This is a genomic window from Bartonella sp. DB5-6 (assembly GCF_000278115.1).
In the GTDB taxonomy this organism is placed as follows: domain Bacteria; phylum Pseudomonadota; class Alphaproteobacteria; order Rhizobiales; family Rhizobiaceae; genus Bartonella; species Bartonella refiksaydamii.
Map to the genome: position 1 here is coordinate 43,369 of NZ_JH725121.1, position 22,904 is coordinate 66,272.

The 22,904-nt window shown below is 37.7% G+C and carries 25 protein-coding genes; 16 read left to right on the forward strand and 9 right to left on the reverse strand.

The genetic code is table 11. The features are described from left to right. Position 1 precedes the first annotated feature (1 nt). The 4 genes from MCO_RS07605 to parA all read right to left on the reverse strand — a co-directional run bounded on the left by MCO_RS07605 (position 2) and on the right by parA (position 4,773). A complete protein-coding gene (locus MCO_RS07605) occupies positions 2–412 on the reverse strand; it encodes a hypothetical protein (protein WP_007553558.1) in 411 nt (136 codons plus the stop codon). 1,876 nt (positions 413–2,288) lie between these two features. Beyond that, entirely contained in the window at positions 2,289–2,501 is a 213-nt protein-coding gene (locus MCO_RS07610; protein WP_007553560.1) for an EexN family lipoprotein, read from the reverse strand. Positions 2,502–3,916: 1,415 nt separating this feature from the next. Next, positions 3,917–4,147 (reverse strand): hypothetical protein, encoded by a 231-nt coding sequence (locus tag MCO_RS07615; RefSeq protein ID WP_007553562.1) that lies wholly within the window; start codon positions 4,145–4,147, stop codon positions 3,917–3,919. Further along, on the reverse strand, positions 4,144–4,773 hold the full coding sequence (parA, locus tag MCO_RS07620; RefSeq protein WP_007553564.1) for a ParA family partition ATPase: 630 nt from the start codon (positions 4,771–4,773) through the stop codon (positions 4,144–4,146). Before parA ends, MCO_RS07615 begins: the two co-directional genes overlap by 4 nt. Before the next feature lie 759 nt (positions 4,774–5,532). On the opposite strand from parA, the gene MCO_RS07625 reads away from it, so the two are divergent. Next, the gene (locus MCO_RS07625) at positions 5,533–5,862 is read left to right on the forward strand and encodes a TIGR01244 family sulfur transferase (protein WP_007553566.1); all 330 of its coding nucleotides are present in this window, start codon (positions 5,533–5,535) and stop codon (positions 5,860–5,862) included. A 221-nt stretch (positions 5,863–6,083) separates the two neighbouring features. Here the strand turns inward: MCO_RS07625 and MCO_RS07630 are convergent, their stop codons facing one another. The 3 genes from MCO_RS07630 to MCO_RS07640 form a co-directional block, all read right to left on the reverse strand. Next, a complete protein-coding gene (locus tag MCO_RS07630) occupies positions 6,084–7,106 on the reverse strand; it encodes a bifunctional riboflavin kinase/FAD synthetase (RefSeq protein ID WP_007553568.1) in 1,023 nt (340 codons plus the stop codon). Beyond that, positions 7,106–7,951, reverse strand: coding sequence for a TIGR01459 family HAD-type hydrolase (locus tag MCO_RS07635; protein ID WP_007553570.1), 846 nt, complete (start codon positions 7,949–7,951; stop codon positions 7,106–7,108). Before MCO_RS07635 ends, MCO_RS07630 begins: the two co-directional genes overlap by 1 nt. Before the next feature lie 791 nt (positions 7,952–8,742). Then, the gene (locus MCO_RS07640; protein WP_007553572.1) at positions 8,743–9,471 is read right to left on the reverse strand and encodes a nuclease; all 729 of its coding nucleotides are present in this window, start codon (positions 9,469–9,471) and stop codon (positions 8,743–8,745) included. Positions 9,472–9,652: 181 nt separating this feature from the next. Here MCO_RS07640 and MCO_RS07645 point away from each other — a divergent pair, with 181 nt between their 5' ends. From MCO_RS07645 to virB11, 13 genes are all read left to right on the forward strand, one after another. Beyond that, positions 9,653–10,000 carry a TrbC/VirB2 family protein gene (locus MCO_RS07645; protein WP_007553574.1) on the forward strand — a complete coding sequence of 116 codons (348 nt, stop codon included), beginning with the start codon at positions 9,653–9,655 and terminating at the stop codon, positions 9,998–10,000. Positions 10,001–10,022: 22 nt separating this feature from the next. Beyond that, on the forward strand, positions 10,023–10,349 hold the full coding sequence (locus tag MCO_RS07650; protein ID WP_007553576.1) for a type IV secretion system protein VirB3: 327 nt from the start codon (positions 10,023–10,025) through the stop codon (positions 10,347–10,349). After that, on the forward strand, positions 10,346–12,706 hold the full coding sequence (locus tag MCO_RS07655) for a VirB4 family type IV secretion/conjugal transfer ATPase (protein ID WP_007553578.1): 2,361 nt from the start codon (positions 10,346–10,348) through the stop codon (positions 12,704–12,706). Before MCO_RS07650 ends, MCO_RS07655 begins: the two co-directional genes overlap by 4 nt. Continuing rightward, complete coding sequence (locus tag MCO_RS07660; RefSeq protein WP_007553580.1) at positions 12,703–13,440, forward strand: type IV secretion system protein; 738 nt, start codon at positions 12,703–12,705, stop codon at positions 13,438–13,440. The genes MCO_RS07655 and MCO_RS07660 overlap by 4 nt, the downstream gene beginning before the upstream one ends. 27 nt (positions 13,441–13,467) lie before the next feature. Then, positions 13,468–13,803, forward strand: coding sequence for an EexN family lipoprotein (locus tag MCO_RS07665; protein ID WP_007553582.1), 336 nt, complete (start codon positions 13,468–13,470; stop codon positions 13,801–13,803). Between the two features lie 327 nt (positions 13,804–14,130). Then, positions 14,131–14,505, forward strand: a complete 375-nt coding sequence (locus tag MCO_RS07670) for an EexN family lipoprotein (RefSeq protein WP_007553584.1) — start codon at positions 14,131–14,133, stop codon at positions 14,503–14,505. Positions 14,506–14,795: 290 nt separating this feature from the next. Beyond that, positions 14,796–15,191, forward strand: a complete 396-nt coding sequence (locus MCO_RS07675) for an EexN family lipoprotein (RefSeq protein ID WP_007553588.1) — start codon at positions 14,796–14,798, stop codon at positions 15,189–15,191. Between the two features lie 46 nt (positions 15,192–15,237). Further along, positions 15,238–16,137, forward strand: coding sequence for a type IV secretion system protein (locus MCO_RS07680; protein ID WP_007553590.1), 900 nt, complete (start codon positions 15,238–15,240; stop codon positions 16,135–16,137). A 6-nt stretch (positions 16,138–16,143) separates the two neighbouring features. Beyond that, positions 16,144–16,437, forward strand: a complete 294-nt coding sequence (locus MCO_RS07685; RefSeq protein WP_007553592.1) for a hypothetical protein — start codon at positions 16,144–16,146, stop codon at positions 16,435–16,437. Beyond that, positions 16,434–17,105, forward strand: a complete 672-nt coding sequence (locus MCO_RS07690; RefSeq protein ID WP_007553594.1) for a virB8 family protein — start codon at positions 16,434–16,436, stop codon at positions 17,103–17,105. Before MCO_RS07685 ends, MCO_RS07690 begins: the two co-directional genes overlap by 4 nt. Before the next feature lie 2 nt (positions 17,106–17,107). Next, complete coding sequence (gene virB9 / locus MCO_RS07695) at positions 17,108–17,953, forward strand: P-type conjugative transfer protein VirB9 (protein ID WP_007553596.1); 846 nt, start codon at positions 17,108–17,110, stop codon at positions 17,951–17,953. A gap of 28 nt (positions 17,954–17,981) precedes the next feature. Continuing rightward, positions 17,982–19,196 carry a type IV secretion system protein VirB10 gene (gene virB10, locus MCO_RS07700; protein WP_007553598.1) on the forward strand — a complete coding sequence of 405 codons (1,215 nt, stop codon included), beginning with the start codon at positions 17,982–17,984 and terminating at the stop codon, positions 19,194–19,196. Positions 19,197–19,199: 3 nt separating this feature from the next. Then, complete coding sequence (gene virB11 / locus MCO_RS07705) at positions 19,200–20,252, forward strand: P-type DNA transfer ATPase VirB11 (RefSeq protein WP_007553601.1); 1,053 nt, start codon at positions 19,200–19,202, stop codon at positions 20,250–20,252. Between the two features lie 177 nt (positions 20,253–20,429). On the opposite strand, the gene MCO_RS10645 is transcribed toward virB11, so the two are convergent. Continuing rightward, positions 20,430–20,582: a hypothetical protein gene (locus MCO_RS10645; RefSeq protein ID WP_155799355.1), complete on the reverse strand. Its 153-nt coding sequence runs from the start codon at positions 20,580–20,582 to the stop codon at positions 20,430–20,432. 580 nt (positions 20,583–21,162) lie between these two features. Then, on the reverse strand, positions 21,163–21,906 hold the full coding sequence (locus MCO_RS07710) for a thermonuclease family protein (RefSeq protein ID WP_007553603.1): 744 nt from the start codon (positions 21,904–21,906) through the stop codon (positions 21,163–21,165). Between the two features lie 361 nt (positions 21,907–22,267). On the opposite strand from MCO_RS07710, the gene MCO_RS07715 reads away from it, so the two are divergent. Together MCO_RS07715 and MCO_RS07720 are read left to right on the forward strand one after the other, a co-directional pair. Continuing rightward, positions 22,268–22,591: a TrbC/VirB2 family protein gene (locus tag MCO_RS07715; protein WP_007553605.1), complete on the forward strand. Its 324-nt coding sequence runs from the start codon at positions 22,268–22,270 to the stop codon at positions 22,589–22,591. Then, a complete protein-coding gene (locus MCO_RS07720; RefSeq protein WP_040299062.1) occupies positions 22,592–22,903 on the forward strand; it encodes a type IV secretion system protein VirB3 in 312 nt (103 codons plus the stop codon). The last annotated feature ends 1 nt before the right edge of the window (position 22,904 follow it).

The window sequence follows — 22,904 nt, forward strand, 5'->3', positions numbered from 1 at the left end:
ATCACCAGTTTCCCTCTGTTTCTTTTGTCCGCTCAGCAATTTGAACAGCTTGCGAAAGATCATTTACTGCACTTAAATGCGTTTGAAGCAATTCACTATTACGCTGTAATTTTTCTTGTAAATCTGATAATAAGCTTTCAACCTCATTTTCAATATCTTCGTTCATGTAGCGCTTTACATCGCTCACAGATTTATTAAGGTCACGTAAGCCACGTATTTTACATAAATTGATTTCTTCATAATCTGGAATACTACTGCTTTCTAGCATATTGCTTTCATAATCAACCACCTGCGCCAACCCTTTAACAGCAGCTACAAACTTCGTCATCGCCCAATCACGATCAATAAGATTGTTATCAAGAATTTTTGCTTTTGATGCAAAACTATCATCACCATATGACACTACAGACATTTTTTCCCCTTCAACGGTATTGTTCAATCTTGCTCTCAAATCAAATAAGGGAGATTAAACAGCTTCTCTTCAATGCTGATACACTCAATTGAGCTTATTGTGCGAATATTGCTCCGACAACAGCACGACAATACTTAAAAGCGTATACCTGTTCACTTTCAACACATTATATGGAAGATTTTTTTGCTCCAAAATTACCATTGGCATAATACCAATTCCAATTCACCAAAACACCGCAAACTCTCAAGCTAATGCGCAATGGAGTAATACAGAGCAAATATCAAAATTTCCAAATTTGTTTTGCCTATCTTCGACCAGAAACCATAATGTATTGACAATAACATATGCCAACAAAAACTCGTAACATATAAAGATTCAAATTCTTTAAAGATTTCAGCATGTTATCCTCCATAGCATTTGGCTTTTTACGCACCTGAATTTTGCATGACATTTGGCACTACACAGGGTCAACCCGCACCACTTCAAAAAACCCCCTCTTTTCACATGCTACCTTCTGCACACAAAACAAGAAGAACATTTTCTGAATACAGCCATGCTATAATATCCAAAAGACAACTTAAAAAGGCTATAGATCTCCTTTTTTAATTATCATTCGCTTTTCTTTGCAATGAGCGACTATATAGGATTTTTAAAATCCTTTCAAGAGTTATCCCCAAAACATACAATCCTATAATCTTTCAAGATCATACGCCTTTAAAGCTATCCCCACTGATGTTTTCAACCTTTTCTGTACAACATAATCTTCTCACAGATCATTTCATTAAATAACGCACCGTTAGTTCACTATTAATATTACTCTATCTGTACACTCACTTCATACGTAAAAGAAAAATTATAGAAACAATAATTTCCTCTTCACAAAGAAAACTTTTGTTGTAAATGTCATTTTTATATCAAACCTTCTGGAAGAAGCTGTACGTGTTGCTCTTTTCTTTCAAGGATCATATTTGATATTTTTTCATAAACAGCTTTAGTCGATCTCGTTATGGATAAAATCAATCAAAAAACCTATATAAAAAAAGCTTCACTTTTCCCCTGCTCGACAATACTAAAACACCTCAACTCTCCATAAGAAAAAAGAAAGACTTTATGCTTGCTGCGTATATTGTATCAGCGTATATTACAAACTGTAACATATTGTTATTCACAAAATTGATACCACAAAGAACAGAAAGAGGTTCTTATGGCTGATATAATAAAAACCGCTCTGTTTTATTCCACATTGATTGTCATCATCAATGCTTTTATCGTTACCTTAGCTCTCATAATAGAGACATATTAGATATACTCTCCTAGCTTTTTCGTGATCTTTGCAAATGAGCGCCAAAAATTCTTATAAAATCTTCAAACTTTTATAAAATCAAAGAAAGATTTTAAGGCTGCCGATAAATCACGTGCCAGTTCCAACTGTTACTTCCAACTATTTTCGTTTTAATCTTTGATTTTTATATATACTTTTAACAATCAGGCTTAATATTTTTATTCATACCTTGAATCATAATATTCCTCAGAATGATTTTTTCATCCTCCCTCTATTGAAAAACAGAAAACAACAAAGCCTAACCCTCATTGGCTTTTAATGAAATAGATGAATGTAATACAGCTTGTGCTTATACTATTTTAAACGCAAGGCTATTGTTTTCATAAGGAGAGCTCCTTGCATCTAAAAAAGAAAACCTCCCAAAATAGGAGATTTCTCATTTACTGAAGTCTATATCTTTGATGTGCAAGATAAAATTCACGGTTTCTTATTCTTGAAAGAGAACAAAAAACAATATGGTCATGATTACTTTTGTTTATAACTTCACTGCTATACTACACTTTTTCAGATTCAGAAGATTTTAAACACTGTTTTTTAGCGCCCCATAAAAAGTTCCATATAAGCTTGCCGAACGTTTTTACAATTTTGAGATGACGTTATAGGTGAATCTTCCTTGTCACATTTTTTTGCCCATTCTTCGAATAACTTTTCATCTTTCTTAAACTCTGCCACGCTATAGTTTTTTTCACAACCAACAACGACAAGTCCAGTACAAAGCAGCAATGCTGTTATAATGACTTTATTCATGATTAAACTCCCCTTCTGTCTTTCAATTTAGTAATAATAATGTGTGTCACGTGATCTCTGTATTACGCTTGAAACACTTTCTTTTGACGAATATTTACAGCTTCAACACAAACATGTTGAAGCATGATAGTAACTTGCGTTTGTAACATTGCCTACACAGCTGCTCATTGTGTTTGAAGTTCTTGAAATTCAGCAACAATTTCAACATTTTGGCACTTTTCAAAGAGCTTTTTAAGCACTTCACTTCTTTCATAAACCACTTCGTAATGAGATATGAAGCAACACGTATATGTAATTATAAGCACTTGTAATGCCTGTAATCATTGCAATTTGCCAGCAAACAAAAACAACACACATTTAATGAACGAATTGCACTCTCATCATTCTTAAATCACCAGAAAAATGAAGAAAGCTTTGATATAATTTGCCGTACACTTAAAACAATGCCGATGGAAATACTCAAAAAAACAACTCTTCACATCCCAGCAAAAAAATGGGGACAGCCCTCTTAAGAATGACCACAATTACATCAAATAATGTGAGAGCATAAAACAGCACAAAAGAAAGAAGCAATATCAATGGAATAATAAAGGATTCCTTCTACTCACTTGCAAAAGAGTAAATTTTATAAAGCACCAATATCAGTAAACGCGTGATTTATTTCTACCTCCCCCTTTCAACATGAGTATAATTTAATAAAATAAAACAACGCATAGCTGAAAAAACAACCAGCGCTATTATTCGGCTATAATAGTTGCTTTTTTATAATAAAATAATCAAGAAGAAATTTTATATTTAGATGAAATATCAACACAGTTTTATAAAAAAGTTTATCAGTCTATTCAGCTCTATACAAATAACAATCGATATTACTTTTAGGCAAATACATATCATGAAAGTACCTTAATTATACGCAATGTTTTATTGATGAAATTCATCTTGTACACTTGAAACTTGCAGAAAGCATAATAATCTTGGCAAAAAGTCAATACCCTTTTTCCTCACCAGCAGAAATACAATAGCAGATATTTTGTCCTCTCTTCGCTTCATAAGAAGAAAATTCTTCCCCTCCCCAATTTGTAATCAGATTGATTTCTCTCAAGTACGTCCCAATTACTGCCCCTTTCTTTTTCATTTTCACGAAAATATATCATACAACAATATCTACGTTCATTTACACCACTCACTATTTATCCTCTCACAACAATAGAATTATATGATAGTTCTTATCCAACCTAAAAATGACTAGCCAACACTAGATTTACTGAATTCAACTTTTTGAAAAGATGCAAATAAACAGAAAAAATTCGGCACAATGCATGGTCATAATATATCCTACCAGAATTTTATATTTATGATATCTGTTCTCTAGGAGGAGGCCAAATCAATGAAAACTTATTATCGTATATCATTTTTTACACTTTTCCGTATTTCTGTGAAAGCAATTCGCGCACTTCATCTGCTATTTTTGTTCCACGACTTGCGCAACTCATCTTAATTAAGCGATGCAAACTTTCCGGTACATCAATGGTGAGCCGCTTCATAGCTCCATCCATGCTTTCTTTGCGGCTTCCTACCCATGCATCAGCTGTTAAAGGAATTGATTTATTGGTTGGCTTCGTACCAATCTTAATTTTTTTATTCATAGTTCTAACTCCTTAATTTCCGCTGCAACAGCTTCAATCTCTGCTGCTGCTGGTCCTTGCTTATCAACTTCATAAACAGCCTTTCCTTGTGCTACAGCTTCCGCAAAAATCACGCGCTGCGCAACGCTGGCAGAAAGAACATGTACTGGATATACTCCAAGAGCCTCGCCTACATCACGCCCTATCGCTGTATTGACTATTTTACGATTAATAACAAAAGCAGATTTTAGATTTTCTTTATAAACACGCGCTTCAGCAATAAGCTTTACAATCCCATCAGCTGCCCAAATATCATATGGGCTAGGCTGCACAGGAATAAGCACCAAATCCGAAGCCATAAGAGCACTGCGAGCAAGATCCGTCACGCGTGGAGGGCCATCAATAACAATATGATCATAATTATGACCAATCTGTGTAATCTCTCTGTGAACCGTTGCACGCGGCAAACCAACAACTGAAAACAAAGGAGCATCTTTACGAGCAGCTGCCCAATCCAATGCACTCCCCTGCGGATCAACATCAATAAGCAACACACGTGCTCCGGTACGTGCGAAGCTAGCGGCAAGATTCACGCTCAACGTAGTTTTCCCTACACCACCCTTTTGATTCAGGACTCCAATGATCATTAATTACGCCTTTCAGTTTTATCGTTTTTACGATAATACAGAAAATATCAAAGGAGGCAAGAATCTAACACACGCAAAATAATCACCACTCTTTTTTCACGAGAAAAGCTACAACCACGTACTATAATACAGCATCCATGGAATGCTTGAAGCACCTTTCCCCTTCGCACACAGCTTATACAATTAAGAAAAATCACATTTTTTAGGCACGAGTACATTAACCAGATTTTGTGAATTTAAATCCACAATTGTGCATCCTACGCAAAACACTCTTGTTAAAAAATCTGCAGCTACATGACACACCGTAAAAATTGAGAAAAATCGTTTAGAGCCGAACAATCTCTTTTGTTTCAGCATTCTCATCAAAAAAATCAATCCTTCCCAAACAACCTCCGGCAGAAATACCACCACACAGTACAAAAAAATAATGCCAACATAACCAGATACGAAAAAGCATCTTTATATTAGCTACCCTGCATGTTGTACCTCCTTTGCATTAAAACAATTCACCAAGAAGCATATGGAATGCTTTTAAAACGGTTTTTGTTCACGTCCACATCTCTTTTTTACGTAGCAAGTAAAGAGTTTTTTATTGATATAAGGGAGATAAAATATCTTAATAACTGTAGTTCATTTTTCCTCAATGAGATCTATTTTTCTCGACAAATAGAACATTTTTGTTATCATCAAGGGGTTTCACCTTCATAATATAGCATAGCAGAAAGCATCACGCAGCTATAGCTACGGGGATAAATAAAGATGAACTTACAACAAATTGACCCTGATATTTTTATCAGCGCCCAAATCAACCTCGAAAATATCAAAACATTAGCACAAGCTGGCTTTAAAACGATTATCTGTAACCGCCCTGATCAAGAAGATCCTCATCAACCTGATTTTTCCACCATTAAAGCAGCAGCACACGAATATGGCATAAAAGCACATCATATTCCTATCGTACCACCTACCATAAAAAAATCGGATATTGAAACCATGAAAACAATTTTAAAAGCAGCATCTGTACCTCTTCTTGCTTATTGTCACCATGGAACACGTTCAATGCATCTTTATCGTTTAGCCTGTCTTTAATCACTTATCTTAACCGATCAGAAAGCAATAAAGGGTAAATTTTAAAACTATAATAAAAGCCACAGAATTCCATAAGTTTCTGAAAAAGATAAAGATCATGCTTAAATCAGATCTCCAGACATTTGTTTCCCCCTCAAAACAAAGAAAAACACACATCTTCCATGATGTCTTAGAGTATATTTTCGTGATTATAATCAGTTTAAGTGCTATTATTGCCGCTCTTATATCTTTTTCAGATCAATTGAAGGCATATTTTTAAAAGTAAGCAGTCGATCTAACTGCGACAATGGCTGTACTGCGTCCAAAATTGCTTTTGCTGCTTCTTCATCGCGTTGCATTTGCGCAATCAAAGGCTCAAGACCATCAAATTTTTCTTGCCCTCGTAAAAACTGTAAGAAAGAAACGGTGCAACTTTCTCCATAAAGGTCATCATTAAAATCAAACAAATAAGTTTCCAGAAGCGGGACGCCATCTTTAACAACCGTTGGACGACAACCAAAACTTGCAACTCCATCATGCAAAACACCGTTGGCACGACGCAATCGTACTGCATAAACCCCATGCGCCAAACTAGCTTGAGGGGATAACATCTGATTAGCAGTAGGAAACCCTAAAAGGCGGCCGAGTTTTTCTCCTTGGATAACATTTGAGCGAACCCGATAATGATACCCCAATAAATGAGCCGCTGTTCCCACCCGACCTTGTGAAAGAAACTTACGAATGGAACTAGAGGAAATGACCAATGGCTGGAGATTTTGTGTATTAGAGACGCAAGGAACTTGCACAACCTCAAATCCATACTCTTGTCCCCTTTGACAAAGAAGGTGTAGATTTCCACTTCTCTGATGACCAAATTGAAAATTTTCACCTGTTACCACAACGGAAACATCAAAAGTTTGTTTTAAAATCACGTGGATAAATTCATCCGCTGAAAGAGCCGCAAAATGCACATCAAACGGCTGTTCAATCACCCCATTAAACCCGAGAATTTTAAAAATTTCTGCTTTTTCAGCTGCTTCTGTCAAGCGATCAACAGGGACTGAGGAGCAAAAAAAACTCCTTGGATGGGGTTCAAAGGTTAAAACAATAGCTGCCCTATTTTTTATGCGCGCTAAATCAAGTGCTTTTTGGAGCACCGCTTGATGCCCGCAATGAACACCATCAAAGTTTCCAAGTGCCAACACCGCTCCCCGCCAAGCCAAAGGAAGCATATCTGTCCCCTGAAGACGCAAAAAATCAGACATCACTGCAGAGCCCACATTACCGCTTGTGGCTTATAGCCATGACGTTCAAGAAAAGAGTGCAACGCTTGCTTATCCACCACACCATTTTGCATATAATCATAACGATGAATGCCCCCCATGATATAAAGCGCATCAAGTCCAAAATGAAATGCACCTTTGATATCTGTCAAAAGACCGTCACCAATAGCTAAAACTTGACTTTTTTCCACTTTTCCACGAATTTTTTGAAGTTTTTCAAAGGCACACTCATAAATGGGTGCATGAGGTTTTCCGGCAATGCGCACCTCACCTCCCAATTGTTGGTAAAATCGAGCCAATGCACCCGCGCACCAAAACTCTTGATTTCCATAATGTACAGTCACATCGGGATTAGCACAAATAAAAGGCAAATTGCGCGCTCGCATACGAAGGAACATTTTCTCATAAGCAGATGGTTTTTCATCAAGATCTTCAAGAAAACCACTACAAACCACGACAGAGGCTTCCCATTCTTCAACCAGTTCACAATCTAACCCTTCAAACAATATCAAATCACGTTGCGGGCCAATGAAAAAAACTTTACGCGAAGCAGCGCGAATAAGATCGCGCGTCACATCCCCTGAAGTAATAAGTGCATCATAATAATCGCTATGAACATTCATACTTTGTAATTGAACAATGACATCTTCACGTGGTCGAGGTGAATTGGTCAAAAAAATGACATTTTTTCCCATCTGTCGAATTTTGTGCAAAACATTCAATGCGGGTTCAAATGCATGCACACCGTTGTGCACAACACCCCAAACATCGCAAAAAACAGCATCATAATGCGCTATAACAGTATCAATATGGGTAAGTTCATTCATGTTGCACCTGTTTATATCTTTGCCATTTTATAAAACTGTCTTTACTTCAAAATTACTTAATCGAAAGAGTCTTTTTCTGTCATCTGCTTTCCCAACCCTATGTTTCCTCTCTTAATCGCTTTGCATCACGTATAGAGATCATGAGAAATGATAAAACAAAAAGCTATCGTTAAGGGGGGCAAAATTCTGAAACGCCTCATATCAAAAGTTTACAATTCTACAATGTTCCTTCACCCCATAAAAATTTTAATTTTAAACACTACTGTATTGATACAGTTTCTTACCTGAAATACTCAAGTTCTTATTTTGAAAACACACGAAAATAAATCTTTTAATAAAGACAATTCAAAAGAAAAAGTCTCACTTTTCTGAGAGAAAATTAGCTTAAATGCAAACGAAAAATATACAGAACACACAGTATACGTCATTGTCTATACAATGCATTGACTTTAAATCTTAACAATCAGCCATTAGATTGTAAGCGCTATTTCTCTTCTCGAATCTTCTGATGAAGAAAAAGAAAATGGGGAAAACCACTAAAAGAAGAAGCTGGAGTATCAACCGCAAACTTTGCAGTTATTATGACTTTTAGCAGCACATATCTCGATTAATTAATTGACATACTCTTATTGCATCTCATATCACCTGATATTAAGCTTACACTTTTTGATTAATGTTACACAAGAAAGCACACTATCATTACAGAGTTTGTGTAAAGCACAGCTAAAAAGCTAGAAAACTGTTTAACTACATTGATGCTTTACTTACTCTTTCAGTTTTTATAAATTTTTTTAAGGATCAATGGGATTATAACTGCCATTATCTCTTCTCCATTCTTCTGGTTGTTCAAATTCGCTAGACCACAATCCCATTTGTGCTTTTTGCGCTGCAAATTGTAAATTTTTGTAATCTGCTGGTGAAGGAAAATGATGCTGATCTTTTGTCAAAACCATTACACCCTCTGCAAGCCCCGCGCGCGCCAGATCAACCCCATCAACAAAACACTGAGCATAATGGACTTGTTTTATCACACGCGCTTGCCGACAAGTAACATTTTTATCGATTGTTTTTGTCACAAGCCATGCCGTAACAAAAGCACCGCATGGCCACTTGATTCCATTTCGTGAAGCAAATTGCCGTGTTTCACAGGTTTCAACACCATATAATCGGATATTGCGAATAATTCTTTTTCTCCACCCCTCATCTATGGGCGTGATCATTTTAAAAGTGACACCGCTTGTCACCTGTATAGCACCTGAATAAACTGGCACGTTTTCTTCATAAAATTGTGTAGATAATGATTCTGAATGCGAAGGCACTTCACCTTGGTTAGCTTGATCCGTCAATTTTAAATCCAGTTCTTGAAACTGTTTTTCCACTGTCTTTTTTACTTTTTGCACAAAAGAATTTTGGATAAAATTTTCAGAATTTTGACTAAAATAAAAAACACAAGCAATAATAATATAAATGAAAATCAAATATTTAAATGATGATCGAAGAGATTTTTTAAAAAGTATCATTTTGAATATTACAAATATTTTTGTTTATTTCACTAATATAAATAAAATACTATAAATTAAACAGTAGCGCTTGTCATTTTTTTGAGTTATGTACCATTTTTATCTTCTATGAATTTTATTTCATAAATAAATAGAAGAGATCAGGAAGTATTTTTATTTGATTAAACGCGGGGACATTTCCATGCTAAAAATAAACAATCAATTTAACAACAGTCGTACTTTACAAAAATTAACCTTTTCAACTACACAAAAGAAATGGTTAACAACAATACTTATGTTATTCATTGCCTTTATAGCACTTAGTGAGCCAGCATTTGCAGCAGGTGACTTCGGAAAAATTGAAAATGCTCTTAATAAATTAATCAGTGCTTTAACAGGTCCCATTGCAAAATCAATTGCAACTCTTGCTGTTGCTGGTATTGGGCTTGCGTGGATTGCTGGTTATGTCGAAATGCGCAAAGCATTTTTTGTTTGTGTTGGCATCGGCATTGTTATGGGTGCATCGCAAATTGTATCAATGCTTTCCTAATTAAACTTTGTCTTTCAAAGTCATGAAAGAGCACGACAAGCTAACAGAAGATACGTTATTTCTTGCTTGCACGCGCCCTGCAATGATTGCAGGCGTGACGGTGGAAGCTATGGGGTTAAATGCGATAGGAACGATGATATTGTTCATTATGGCAGGCAATATTTTTCTCATAACCTTTGGTGTGATGACGCATTTCATATTCAAGGAAATCCTAAAGCATGACCATAACAAATTTCGTATTCTTCTTACTTGGCAAAAAACACGTCTTTTTGCCAGAAACGCTCATTTATGGGGTGGGGGCAGTCTTTCTCCATTACGATTAGTTCGTAATTATGAGGAATTGAAATGAAAACACTAGAGCGCAAGCGTGAGAAGCAGCCGGAATCTATTATTCCCTATGTGCGCCATGTCAACAAACATGTCATCGCACTGGAGTCACGCGCGCTCATGACCGTTGTTAAACTTGAAGGACTTAACTTTGAAACGGCTGATATTATTGATTTAAACGTGCTTCACGAACAGTTAAACAACCTGTTTAAAAACATTGCTGATGAACGTATAGCGCTTTATAGCCATATTATCAGAAAGCGTGAAACGGTCTATCCGGATGGCACTTTTAGATCAGAATTTGCCAAGCAGTTGGATGACAAATACCGTGAACGAATGGTTTCTCAAGAACTATATCGTAATGATCTTTATCTTTCCATTTTGTGGAATCCCCATGTTGATCAAGCGGATAAATTGGTTGATTTTTTCAGGCGTCTGGGGAAAGCCAAAGAAACAAAAACAGAAGTTGATGCAGAGTCCATTCGCAAGCTTGAAGATATCACCACAGATATTATTCAAAATTTAGAGCGTTATGGTGCAAAAAGGCTTGGACTTTATGAACATGAAGGCAATATTTTTTCGCAGCAAAGTGAATTTATTCACCAATTGGTAGGAGGAAGACGTGAACGTGTTCCTCTCACTTGGGGCACGATAGCATCCTCTGTTTATTCAGACCGTCTTATTTTCGGGAAAGAAATCATAGAAATACGCTATGAGTCGGGACGGCGGTTTGCTGGAATGTTTGGTTGGAAAGAATATCCAGCAAAAACCAAAACAGGCATGACAGATGGTCTGCTCACCCTCCCCTTTGAATTTATTTTCACGCAATCTTTTATTTTCAAAAGTAAAAACATTGCCAAGCAGATTATGGGGCGCAAACAAAACCAAATGGTCAATGCTGGAGACCGTGCAGGCTCACAAATTATGGAACTGGATGATGCGCTTGATGATCTTGAATCCAATCGTTTTGTTTTAGGTGAACATCACTTATCATTGGCAGTCTTTGCTGATACGCCGCAAGAGCTTAATGATAATCTTGCCAAAGCCCGTTCTCGTCTTACTGATGGTGGTGCAGTTATTGCACGGGAAGATCTAGGTCTTGCCGCTGCTTGGTGGGCACAGCTGCCTGGAAATTATGCTTATCGCATACGCTCTGGTGCCATTACAAGCCGCAACTACGCAGCCCTTTCTCCTTTTCATTCTTTTCCGGTTGGGAAAATAGATGGCAATGTGTGGGGACCAGCGGTAGCCTTGATGAAAACCTCTGCCGGCTCACCCTTTTATTTTAACTTTCACTTTGGTGATTTAGGCAACACTTTTGTGTGTGGACCGTCGGGTTCTGGGAAAACGGTTATTGTCAATTTTCTTTTAGCACAACTTCAAAAGCATGATCCGAATATGGTCTTTTTTGACAAAGATCGGGGGGCAGAACTTTTTGTCAGAGCGGGCGGTGGCACCTATATGCCGCTGAAGAATGGTAAGCCGACAGGGATAGCCCCCCTAAAAGGCTTAGATTATGACAATCCAGCAGATAGAGTGTTTTTACGGCAATGGATTACCAAACTTGTTTCTGCTGAAGGACAAAAAATTAGTGAATCAGAAAGGCAAGATATTGCTGCGGCAGTTGACCAACTTGCCTTATTACCTAAGGAACAACGGACAATTTCTGCCTTGCAAATGTTTTTTGATACCACCCATAGAGAAGGCATCTCTGGGCGTTTAGAGAGATGGTGTAAAGGCAATGCTTTGGGGTGGGTTTTTGACAATCCTGATGATGATATTGGCATTGATGCAAAATTTATCGGTTATGATATGACCGACTTTTTGGACAATGACGAAATTCGTCCCCCCTTAATGATGTATCTCTTTCATAGAATTCTTTCTCTCATTGACGGGCGTCGCATTATCATTGTCATTGATGAATTCTGGAAAGCCTTAGAAGACGATTCCTTTAAAGCCTTTGCACAAGATAGGCTGAAAACAATTCGTAAACAAAATGGTTTGATGCTCTTTGCTACGCAAAGCCCCAAAGATGCGATCAACTCGACAATTGCCCACACCATTATAGAACAATGCCCAACACAGATTTATTTTCCCAATCAAAAGGGCAATCATGGGGATTATGTAGAGGGGTTTAAATTATCAGACAGAGAATTTAACCTGATACAAACAGAATTAAGCCGAGAGTCACGGCGTTTTCTTGTCAAACAAGGTCAAAGTTCTGTTGTAGCAGAACTGAACCTACGTGGTTTTGATGATGAAATAGCCATTTTAAGCGGCACCACCAAGAATATTGAACTTTTAGAGACCATTATGGATGAAGTTGGTGAATCTCCAGAAAAATGGCTTCCTCTTTTTCAAGAAAGGTCAAAACAATGAAAAAACTTTTATTGGCAACAGCCCTTTGCGCAATTTCTTTTGGCTTAACAACAAATACCTTCGCCATTGTGGTATTTGATCCTACAGCTGCTGCAAAATTGACCCAGCAATATCAACAAGCATTAAAACAATTCCAACAAGGTGCAGAGCAACTCAATCAATTAAAAGGTCAGCTTGATCAAATGAAGAATCTTTATAACTCTTTAAATGTCAAGCCTGACATCTCAGGATTGAAAGAAATGTTTAACAAGCAAGGGAGCAATGGCGCCCTCCCCTCTGATTTTAACCACTTTCAACAATCGATGGGCGGCGGCGGCGGTGGCGGCAGCAAAAACACGCAAAAATGGCAAGAAGAGCTCGTATACAAAGAGCCCTCAGGCGGAGCAGGCTCAAAAGAGGCGGTAGATGCTTTTTACGCACAGGAAGTCAAAAAAGCACAACAGAACACGGTAGGACAAGCGGCAAAAGGCCAAGACGTCTACGAAGAAGCGAGTGAAACACAAAAAAGCATTAACAAGCTCCTTGACGAACTTGGAAGTACTGAAGATTCTGGTAAAATTCAAGGCATTCAAGCAAAATTAGCAGCGGTACAAGCAGACCTCCAAACAAAAATACTACAAATGCAAGCCGCCATGATGATCCAACAAGCAGAAGAAAAAGCAGCAAAACAACGAGCTTACGAAGAATTTGCAGCGCGATATGCAGATTATGCAAAAAAACTCCGTGGTCATTAAACTAAAAAACACAAAAGGGATTAAATCATGAAAAAAATCATTATCACCACACTGCTGCTTTGCACGGGAATCATCACTGCTGGCTGCGAAAAAACCTATAGCGTAGCGGAATTTAAAAAAGATAAAAAATTATTTGAAGAATGGGCTGTGAGATGCGGATGGTCAGGAACTTCAAAAAATTGTGAAAATATACGAGTAGCCGATCACGAACTTGCGGAAGAACGTCGAAAAAAAGCAGAAGAAGAAAATCGTAAACGTATGGAAGAGTATGAGAAAAAGCAAAAAGAAGAAGAAGCGAAAAGAAAAGCTGAATATGAAAAATGGAAAGCTAAACAAAAACAGGATAACAATTTTGACCCATAAATGAAATCATTGTCACACCCAGAAATAACTACATTTGCAAAATTAGATAGAACAGACATATAATGTCTAAAAGTATAGACCCGTTTACCACAATAGACAACGGATTGATGTATTCCCTTACAATGACAATGGATAGTACCATCACACATCTCTATTGCGCTTTAGCTGCTAAACTTAAAGTATCTTGCGCATTCTATAATACATTTATGGCAAGATTATGTCTGTGCTCTAGATTTATCATCACTGGTTGTGAAAAAACCAGAACATAGCAGAATTTAAAGATTGTGCTCAAACCTCAAAAACTGAAAGAAAGAAGGGGAAATACCTATGAATAAAATTCTCATAACAACATTGCTGCTTTGCACTGCAATTGTCACTGCTGGATGTGAAAAAACCCATAGCGTTGCAGAATTTAAAAAAAATCCAACGTTGATGGAAGAGTGGATTGCTAAATGTGGATTAGCAGGAACTTCAAAAAATTGTGAAACCCTAAGATTAGCACAACTTGAACTTGAAAAGGAATATGAAGCAAAAGCTGAAGAAAGAGCCCGTCAAGATGATGAGAAGTTTCAAAAGATGATTAGAGATTCCGAAGCTAAAATGAAGGCCGATCTTGAAAAAATGGAGGCTAAGACTAAAAAAATACTAGCTGAACAAGAAGCAAAAGAGCGCGCAGCAGAAGAACAACAAAATAACCATTAAGACACAATGAATAGCGGAGCATCTAAATGGCAATAGAAAGCAAAGGCATATTTACTAAAATAGACAATACGCTGATGGACCCCCTTACAACGACAATGGATAACCCCATCACATATCTTTATTGCGCTTTAGCTGCTCAACTCAAAGCACTTTGCTTACTTTATAATACATTTATGGCAAGATTATGTCTGTGCTCTAGATTTATCATCACTGGTTGTGAAAAAACCAGAACATAGCAGAATTTAAAGATTGTGCTCAAACCTCAAAAACTGAAAGAAGGAAAATTAATCATGAAAAAAATCATTATCACCACATTGCTGCTTTGCACTGCAATTGTCACTGCTGGATGTGAAAAAACCTATAGCGTCGCAGAATTTAAAAAAGATAAAAAATTGATGGAAGAGTGGAATGCTAAATGTGGATTCGCAGGAACTGCCAAAAATTGTGAAAATCTAAGATTAGCACAACTTGAACTTCAAAAGGAATATGAAGCAAATGCTGAAGAGAGAATTAAGAGACATAACGAAAACATGCGTAAAGCGAAGGAAGAATTTTTCGCCGAAATGGAAGCTGAACATAAAAGAAGACAAGCTGAAATAAAAAAACTAAAAGCTGAAGAAAAAGCAAAAGAACAAGCCGAACGAGAAGCTAAAGAACGAGCTGAACAGAACCAAAATAATAATTGAATCAGAAATGATCATATTTGCAAAAATTTGATAGAATGGACGTGCAATGGCATTCGACAAAATAGATTTCTTTACCACAGCAGAAGATATGTTAATGAAGCCTATCATGCAAATAATGAATGATACCGTTGAACATCTCTCATCGGCTTTAGGTACTCCACTTAAGCTGTCTTGTACAATCTACATTATATTTATGGGGTACAATATTATCTCAGGGCGTTCTTCCATGCCACTGTGGGAATTTATAACGACAGCTTTCAAACTTGGCATCATTGTTTCACTCGCCACAAATGCTGCTCTTTATAATGAGTGGGTCGGAGATATATTTTTCAATAGTCTGCCTAATGCCATTGCACATGCCACACAAGGTACAATACACTCAGATAAAAATATATGGGACGATATGTTAAGCAAAGCTGTTGCACATGTTTTTGATGCAGCAAAATCTGCATCATCATGGCTTGCAGTGGGTGCGTATCTTGTTGCTTGGATAGTTGGTTTTGCCTGTTACGTGATTGCTGCTGTTTTTTGCATAATTGGTTTTTACGTCACAATGTTTGCTAAGCTGGGTTTATTTCTAGTCTTATCAGTAGGACCGCTCTTCATAAGCCTCTATATGTTTTCCTCAACAAGGCGTTTTACAGAGGCATGGTTAGGACAAGTTGCAAACTTCATCATACTTCAGATATTAGTCATCTTGCTTGGTGGTATGTATATCAAACTTGCAATGAAAATCTTTACAACAAACATTGTAGATATCATGTTTTCCTATGGCGCATTTATGGTGGTTGGCCTTGGTGGTATTTTTCTTTTCTTCAATTTACCTGGCATTGCTTCCGCTTTAGCCTCTGGGGGAGCATCCCTTACAGGCTCAGGAGGAGCTAAAACGATAACGAATGGTGTAAAAAAATTAGCATCACTAATAGCAAAATTAGCAAAGGCCTAAGTTAAAATGCGGAAATTTAAAAAAATTGGGGTAATTTTATCGCTTATCCTCTTGAGTGGTTGTATGTCTTCACCAAACACACTGAAGTCATTACCAAAATGCAATGGATATTCTAAGCGACCATTAAACAAATCAATGTGGAATTGGGAAGGGAAAACACCCTCTCCCACTCCCATCATTATCAGTAACAATAAAGACATAAAAGCATCAGTCAAAGAGGGCAAATTCGAAACGCTTCTCGCACAAAAATTAACTGATGAAGAAATGAAATCCTACAAAGATTGCGGGCAAAAAGCATGAAAGAAAAAGACGTAGAACAATACATCGCTGAAGCGCGTTTGTTTGATCAAGACCGCATGATAGCCTCACGCCGCATCACCCGCGCTTCTCTGGTCATCGCTGGCATAGCCGTCACAGCGGCTATCCTCTCATCCTTAGCTGTCATAACGCTCACCCCACTTAAAACCGTTGAACCTTTTGTCATCCGCGTCGACAATTCAACAGGCATTGTCGAAGTTGTCGAAGCCTTAAAAGAAGGTCCGACAAATGTCGACGAAGCGATCACCCGCTATTTCGCCGCGAAATACGTCCGCTCCCGTGAGGGCTTTGAAGCCGAAGAGATACAAAATAATTTCCAAACCGTCTCTCTTCTCTCCTCTTCTGAAGAGCAAGAGAGATTTGCAGGGTGGTATGGAGCAAAAAATCCACAAAGCCCACAAATTTTATACAAAAACGCTAGCGTCACGGTCACGATAAAATCAATCTCCTTTATCAATCAAGATGTAGCACAGGTGCGTTATTACAGAACCGTTCGTGACAACGATAATAACAAAGAATTTATCACCCACTGGGTTTCAACACTTACCTTTGAATATATCAACGCCCCCATCTCTGTACAAAATCGTTTGGTAAATCCTCTTGGGTTTATTGTTAGTGAATATAGAACAGATCCAGAAGTGGTCAACTGATCATGAGAAAAATTTTTCTTTTTCTGAGTGCTATCGCCTTTTCTTCTGCGCCTTTGAGTTATGCGAGTGTTTTTCCCACCCGCGCTCCCAGCGATAGCCGCATTCGCTTTGTCAATTATGATGCTTATAATGTCACAAAAATTATTGGCTCTATACGTTCATCAGTACAAATAGAATTTTCTGCCAATGAAGAAATTGCCCATGTTGCCATTGGAAACAGCGTAGCATGGGAAGTTGCTCCTGCGGGCAATATTCTTTTCCTCAAAGCACGAGAAGTTCAACCTATTACTAATCTCCAAGTTGTCACCACACGCCGTGATGGCTCAAAGCGCTCTTATCAATTCGAACTAACAGTGAAAGATGGAGACATCTCAACGGGACAAGAAACATATTTCCTTGTGAAATTTCGCTATCCACAAGACGAAGCAGAACAAAGAAGGCTTGAAGCACTCCTAAGGCAAGCAAAAAAACAAGCACAACGTATTGATGGTGTCTTTGATACTTATGAAACCTACGGACCACGCAATTGGGCTTATACCGCTCAAGGTTCTGTAACTCTTGAACCATCATCCGTGTATGACAATGGAAAAACAACAACATTTACTTTTCCCAATAATCAAGAAATTCCAGCCATTTACATTGTAAGCAGTGACGGTACAGAATCTCTCGTTCCAAAAACCACAAAGGGCAATATGGTCATTGTCCATGCCATTAGCTCCAAATTCACTCTAAGACATGGAAGAAATGTTTTATGCATTTTCAATGAAGCCTACCAACAACAAGGTATAAATCCAAACACGGGAACAACCTCACCATCTGTTGAGCGCAAAATCGCATCAGATCTTTAAATAAGCGGGAATGAAGGGGAATTCACATATGAGTGATAAAACAGTTACAGAAGACCGCGGTGCCATTGGAGATGGCAGCAATAACGTAGCAAAAACACTTGGCAAAAAAATATTTGTCATGATAGCCTGTATAGGATTTTGTGGCTATGCGCTTTGGAATATTCTCTCAACCCCTACAACAACAAAAGACACAGCAAAGCCTCATAAAAAACAAACAAAAAACTTTCATAATTCACTCGCACCTTTAGAATTAGCACCCTCTAACCCTCACGCAAAAATTGGTAAAATTCTTTTACCGCCACCCCCTCCTATCGTAGAAGCTCCTAAAAATGATCCCTTACTTGATGCTGCAAGACGCGCTCCTGTTTTAGCTTTTGCCAAAGGCTCAAAATCTCAGCTAAAAGACCTCGTAAACAATGGTTTTACTAACGCACTTGACAAATTTAATGCACTTGAAAATCTTGCCAATACGCAAAATTTTCCTGCTCTTCAAAACACACAAAACTTTACTGCTCTTTTAAAACCCACAAAAACAGAAGAGACAAAAGCAAGTTTCATAGGCAATAGAAACTTTATCATCGCCATGGGAACATCTATCCCCTGTACATTAGAAACAGCATTAAACAGTGATCAACCTGGCTTTGCAAGTTGCGTGATTAACCGTGATATCCTCTCAGACAATGGGCGCGTTGTTTTACTTGATAAGGGAACACAAGTTGTTGGTGAATACCGAGGAGGTATAAAACAAGGACAATCCCGCCTCTTTGTCCTTTGGACAAGAGCAAAAACACCAAACGGTGTCATCATTCCCCTTGCCTCACCAGCAACCGATAGTTTAGGCAGAGCCGGTTTTGATGGCAACATCAACACACATTGGTGGGAACGCTTTGGCTCTTCCCTTTTACTCACCGTTATTGACGGCGCCACAACAGCTCTAACAAATAAAATGAAAGGCAACTCCAACGCAGGCGGCAACAACTCTGGAGGCGGAGGTTTCGGGGATGGAGATCTTGGCGGTGCAAACAACATAGGAAAAGATACCGCCAGTATTGCCCTTGAAAATCAAATCAACATTCCTCCTACCTTAGAAAAATTTCAAGGGGAACTCGTCAATATTTTTGTAGCAAGAGATTTGGATTTTTCATCCGTCTACAAACTCGCAGTCAAAGAAAGAAGAAACAAAATTTTCCCACGCTCTATCCAAAGAAATTTCTTTCACCACTCTCAAATTCGGCAAAAATAAATTATGACAACAACAAAAAATTCAGAACGAGCCTCCATCGTCTTAACGAAATTAAAAATATTAGATAAATATCTCAATGACGACAATTTATTTGAAATTGTTATCAATCGCCCTAACGAAGTTATCGTTGAAGGCCCCACGGGTTGGCAAACCCATATCCTTAAAGAATTAACATATGGTGAGTTAGAAGGAATCGCAAAAGTTGTTGCGGCTTATACAACACAGAAAATTAGCGTAGAAAACCCTGTTCTTTCAGCAACACTGCCCAATAATGAACGCATACAAATTGTTATGCCTCCAGCAGTTGCACCAAATACAATCAGTATGACAATTCGTAAACCTTCATCACGCACCTTTTCTCTTGAAAGCTTACACGAAAACAATCTGTTTTCTGTCACCCAAAACACCAGTTTCACACCCACAAAACAAATGGCTGAACGCATAGCCGAACTCTCTGATACCGATAAAGAGCTAACAGATTTGTTTATAGCCAAAGACTTTTGCACCTTTTTAGAAAGAGCTGTTATTACACAACAAAATATTTTAATATCGGGAAAAACCGGTTCAGGTAAAACAACACTCTCTAAAGCTTTAATTGCAAAAATCCCAGAATATGAACGAATTCTCACCATCGAAGACACACCTGAGCTTGTTGTTCCCCATTCAAACAAAGTGCAACTCTTTTACTCAAAAGATAATCAAGGACTAGCAAAAGCAGGCGCAAAAGAACTGCTTGAATCTGGCTTACGCATGCGCCCCGACAGAATCCTTCTACAAGAGCTGCGTGATGGTACAGCCTTTTACTATATCCGCAATGTTAATTCTGGTCACCCAGGTTCAATCACCACCGTCCACGCCTCAACAGCACTTGCAGCCTTTGAACAAATGACCCTTTTAGTCAAAGAAAGTGAAGGGGGCGGGAATTTAGCACGAGACGATATTCGTGGCTTATTAATTTCGATGATTGATGTTATCATTCAATGTAAACGTCTTGAAGGAAAGTTCCGCGTCACAGAAATTTACTACGACCCCTTTAAGCGCCGTGATGCTTTCTAAAGCATATAATCCAACAAATCCACATACATCTCTGTTCTATAAAAATGGATATGTGCACCACTAACATAAATTAACAGCAGTCCGATTCTGTAGGAAGATCACAGTATAGCTCCCAATTTCTCTATAATGCACACTTGGTTTAATACAGCCGATAATTTCTTTTTATTGATCAATAAGTTACAGAATCGCCATTAATTTCTGCATATTCCTAACCGCCGCTTTTAAAGCCCTTTTTAAACTCACAAGAAGTGCTAACTGAATGCACAATGAAATACCTAGCTGCTTAAACAAATCCTCTACATCTTTTGCATAAAAAATATCTTCACCCAAGCTTTCTCAAAAGTTTCAAACATCTTTGCATGAAAGACATAGATATCAAACAGCAGCCCTTTTCATGAACAATTTCAGTTAAAACAATTCGTATGCAATCAAACACCACAAACCTAGAGATGCTCATATTTCAATTGTCCTGATAGGATATCTAAAATAATTTCCAGAAAACTTTACCCCTTTCAAATGATCAAAATCAATCAATTCAACTTCATTATATTTGATATTTCGCAGCTTTTTGCTACCCACTGATAATATTCTGAAATATACTGTTCTTGGAATGTCCATTGAACCATACCTTCAAGCTATTATTCTATAAAATAATAATGTATATTTCTTCCAAGCATAAACGATGAAAAATCTTTTACCACCAACAATTACACCCCTTTTACAAGACATATCTTAAAAATAAAAAAACTTTTAAGAACGGACATATCTTAAAAATAATGCCAATCAGTCCCTCTATACGCAATATACATAAAGATTCTCGTAGCTTATTTCATTTTTCCTATGATACATTTCAATTCGCTTTGCAAAATTCTCGAGATAAATAGCAAGTAACTATGTCAGTCAAAGCCAATTACGAAGGTGCAAAAGGATTATAAGATCCATTATCCCTTCGCCATTGTGAAGGTTCAGTGAAACCACTTGACCAAAGACCAATTTTATTGTTGCGTGCTGTTTTTTCAGCATGACGATACTGTATTGGAATAGGGTTTTTACTCTCTTTTGAAAGCACTAACATACCCTCTGCAAGACCTGCTTCAGCTAAATCAACCCCTTGAACAAAACATTGAGCATAATAAACACCCTTATGCGTAAGAGTCTGCTTACAGGATAAATTTTGACCCAGTGTTTTGGTGACAAGCCAAGCTGTCGCAACAGCACCACAGGGCCATTCTTGATCGTTTAATTTCGCTTTTTGACGCGGTGCACAAGTATCCACACCATATAAATGGATATCACGGACAATATGTTTACGCCAAGATTGCGCAACAGGAGTAACCAATTTAAATGTAACACCACTGGTAACCGACGCCATACCTTGAAAAACAGCAGCATCACTTAGTGAAACATTCTTCTGTAAATGAAAAACTGGATCAGATTTTGCTAAATGCTGTTTAGTGATAGGTTGCGTTAACTTTCCCTCTTCTAAATGCATATCAACAATGTCTTGAATATCTCGCATTGTAAACGTCTTGAGAACACCCAAATCTATTTTATCTTTATATTGGCTCACTCCCCATACAATAGACCCCATAATGTAAACAATAACGATAAATTTAAATCGCACTCGTTTCATACATTCTCTCAAAAAGTTCATTGTTTCTCTACCATTTTTTACATTTTTACCAACAACTCTCCTTGCTCTTGAAGGGAAAACTCTCAGCAGGATGAGTTGAGCATTAAGTACATTTTGTAAAGAAAAATATTATTTCTTTACGGTGGTGGATATTGTCATCTCAGGAAAGAGATACAACTTAAAATTGCCATTTTTATGTAGCACAATTTTAAAACGAAATTCTTCTGTCTCTTGAGAAGAACATTTTGAAAGCAAGACAACTATCAAAGCTTTTAGAACACAATTGAGGGATGATTAAGGCTGTAAGATTAAAGCAAGGGCGTTCTTTGGTTGTTTAGAGACAAGAAGATGTCAAAAGACAATTCTTTTTTAGAGAGGTAAAATGACAAACACTGTATCGAAGAACATCATGTTTATCGTTATTATGCTGCTTTTAACTGCATTCGTTATATCAAATCCTTCTTACGCTGCTTCTTCTGCTGGTGCTAGTGGGCTGGGAAATATTGATGATGTTTTAAAGAATATTGTTAGTATGATGACAGGTACAACGGCAAAGCTCATTGCGATTATATGTGTTGCTGCCGTGGGTATTGGCTGGATGTATGGCTTTATTGATTTACGCAAGGCAGCTTACTGCATTATTGGCATTGGTATTGTTTTTGGGGCTCCCGCTCTTGTTGGGAAGTTGGCAGGTACTACGACATAAATGAACGAAGATCCTCTTTTCCTTGCTTGTACAAGGCCGGCTATGTTTGCCGGTGTCACAATGGAAGCGATGGCGCTTAATATTATGGCAACAACCATTCTCTTTGTTGTGACAAGCGGTTTTACAATGATTGGTCTTGGTGTTGGTATGCACTTTGTTTTGCGTGAAGTAACAAAATACGACCACAATCAATTCCGCGTATTATTTGCTTGGCTTAACACCCGAGGAAAACAAAAAAATCTTAGCAGATGGGGAGGTGCATCTGTGTCCCCATTGCGTCTTATCCGTACTTATAAGGAGCTAAGCAAGTGAA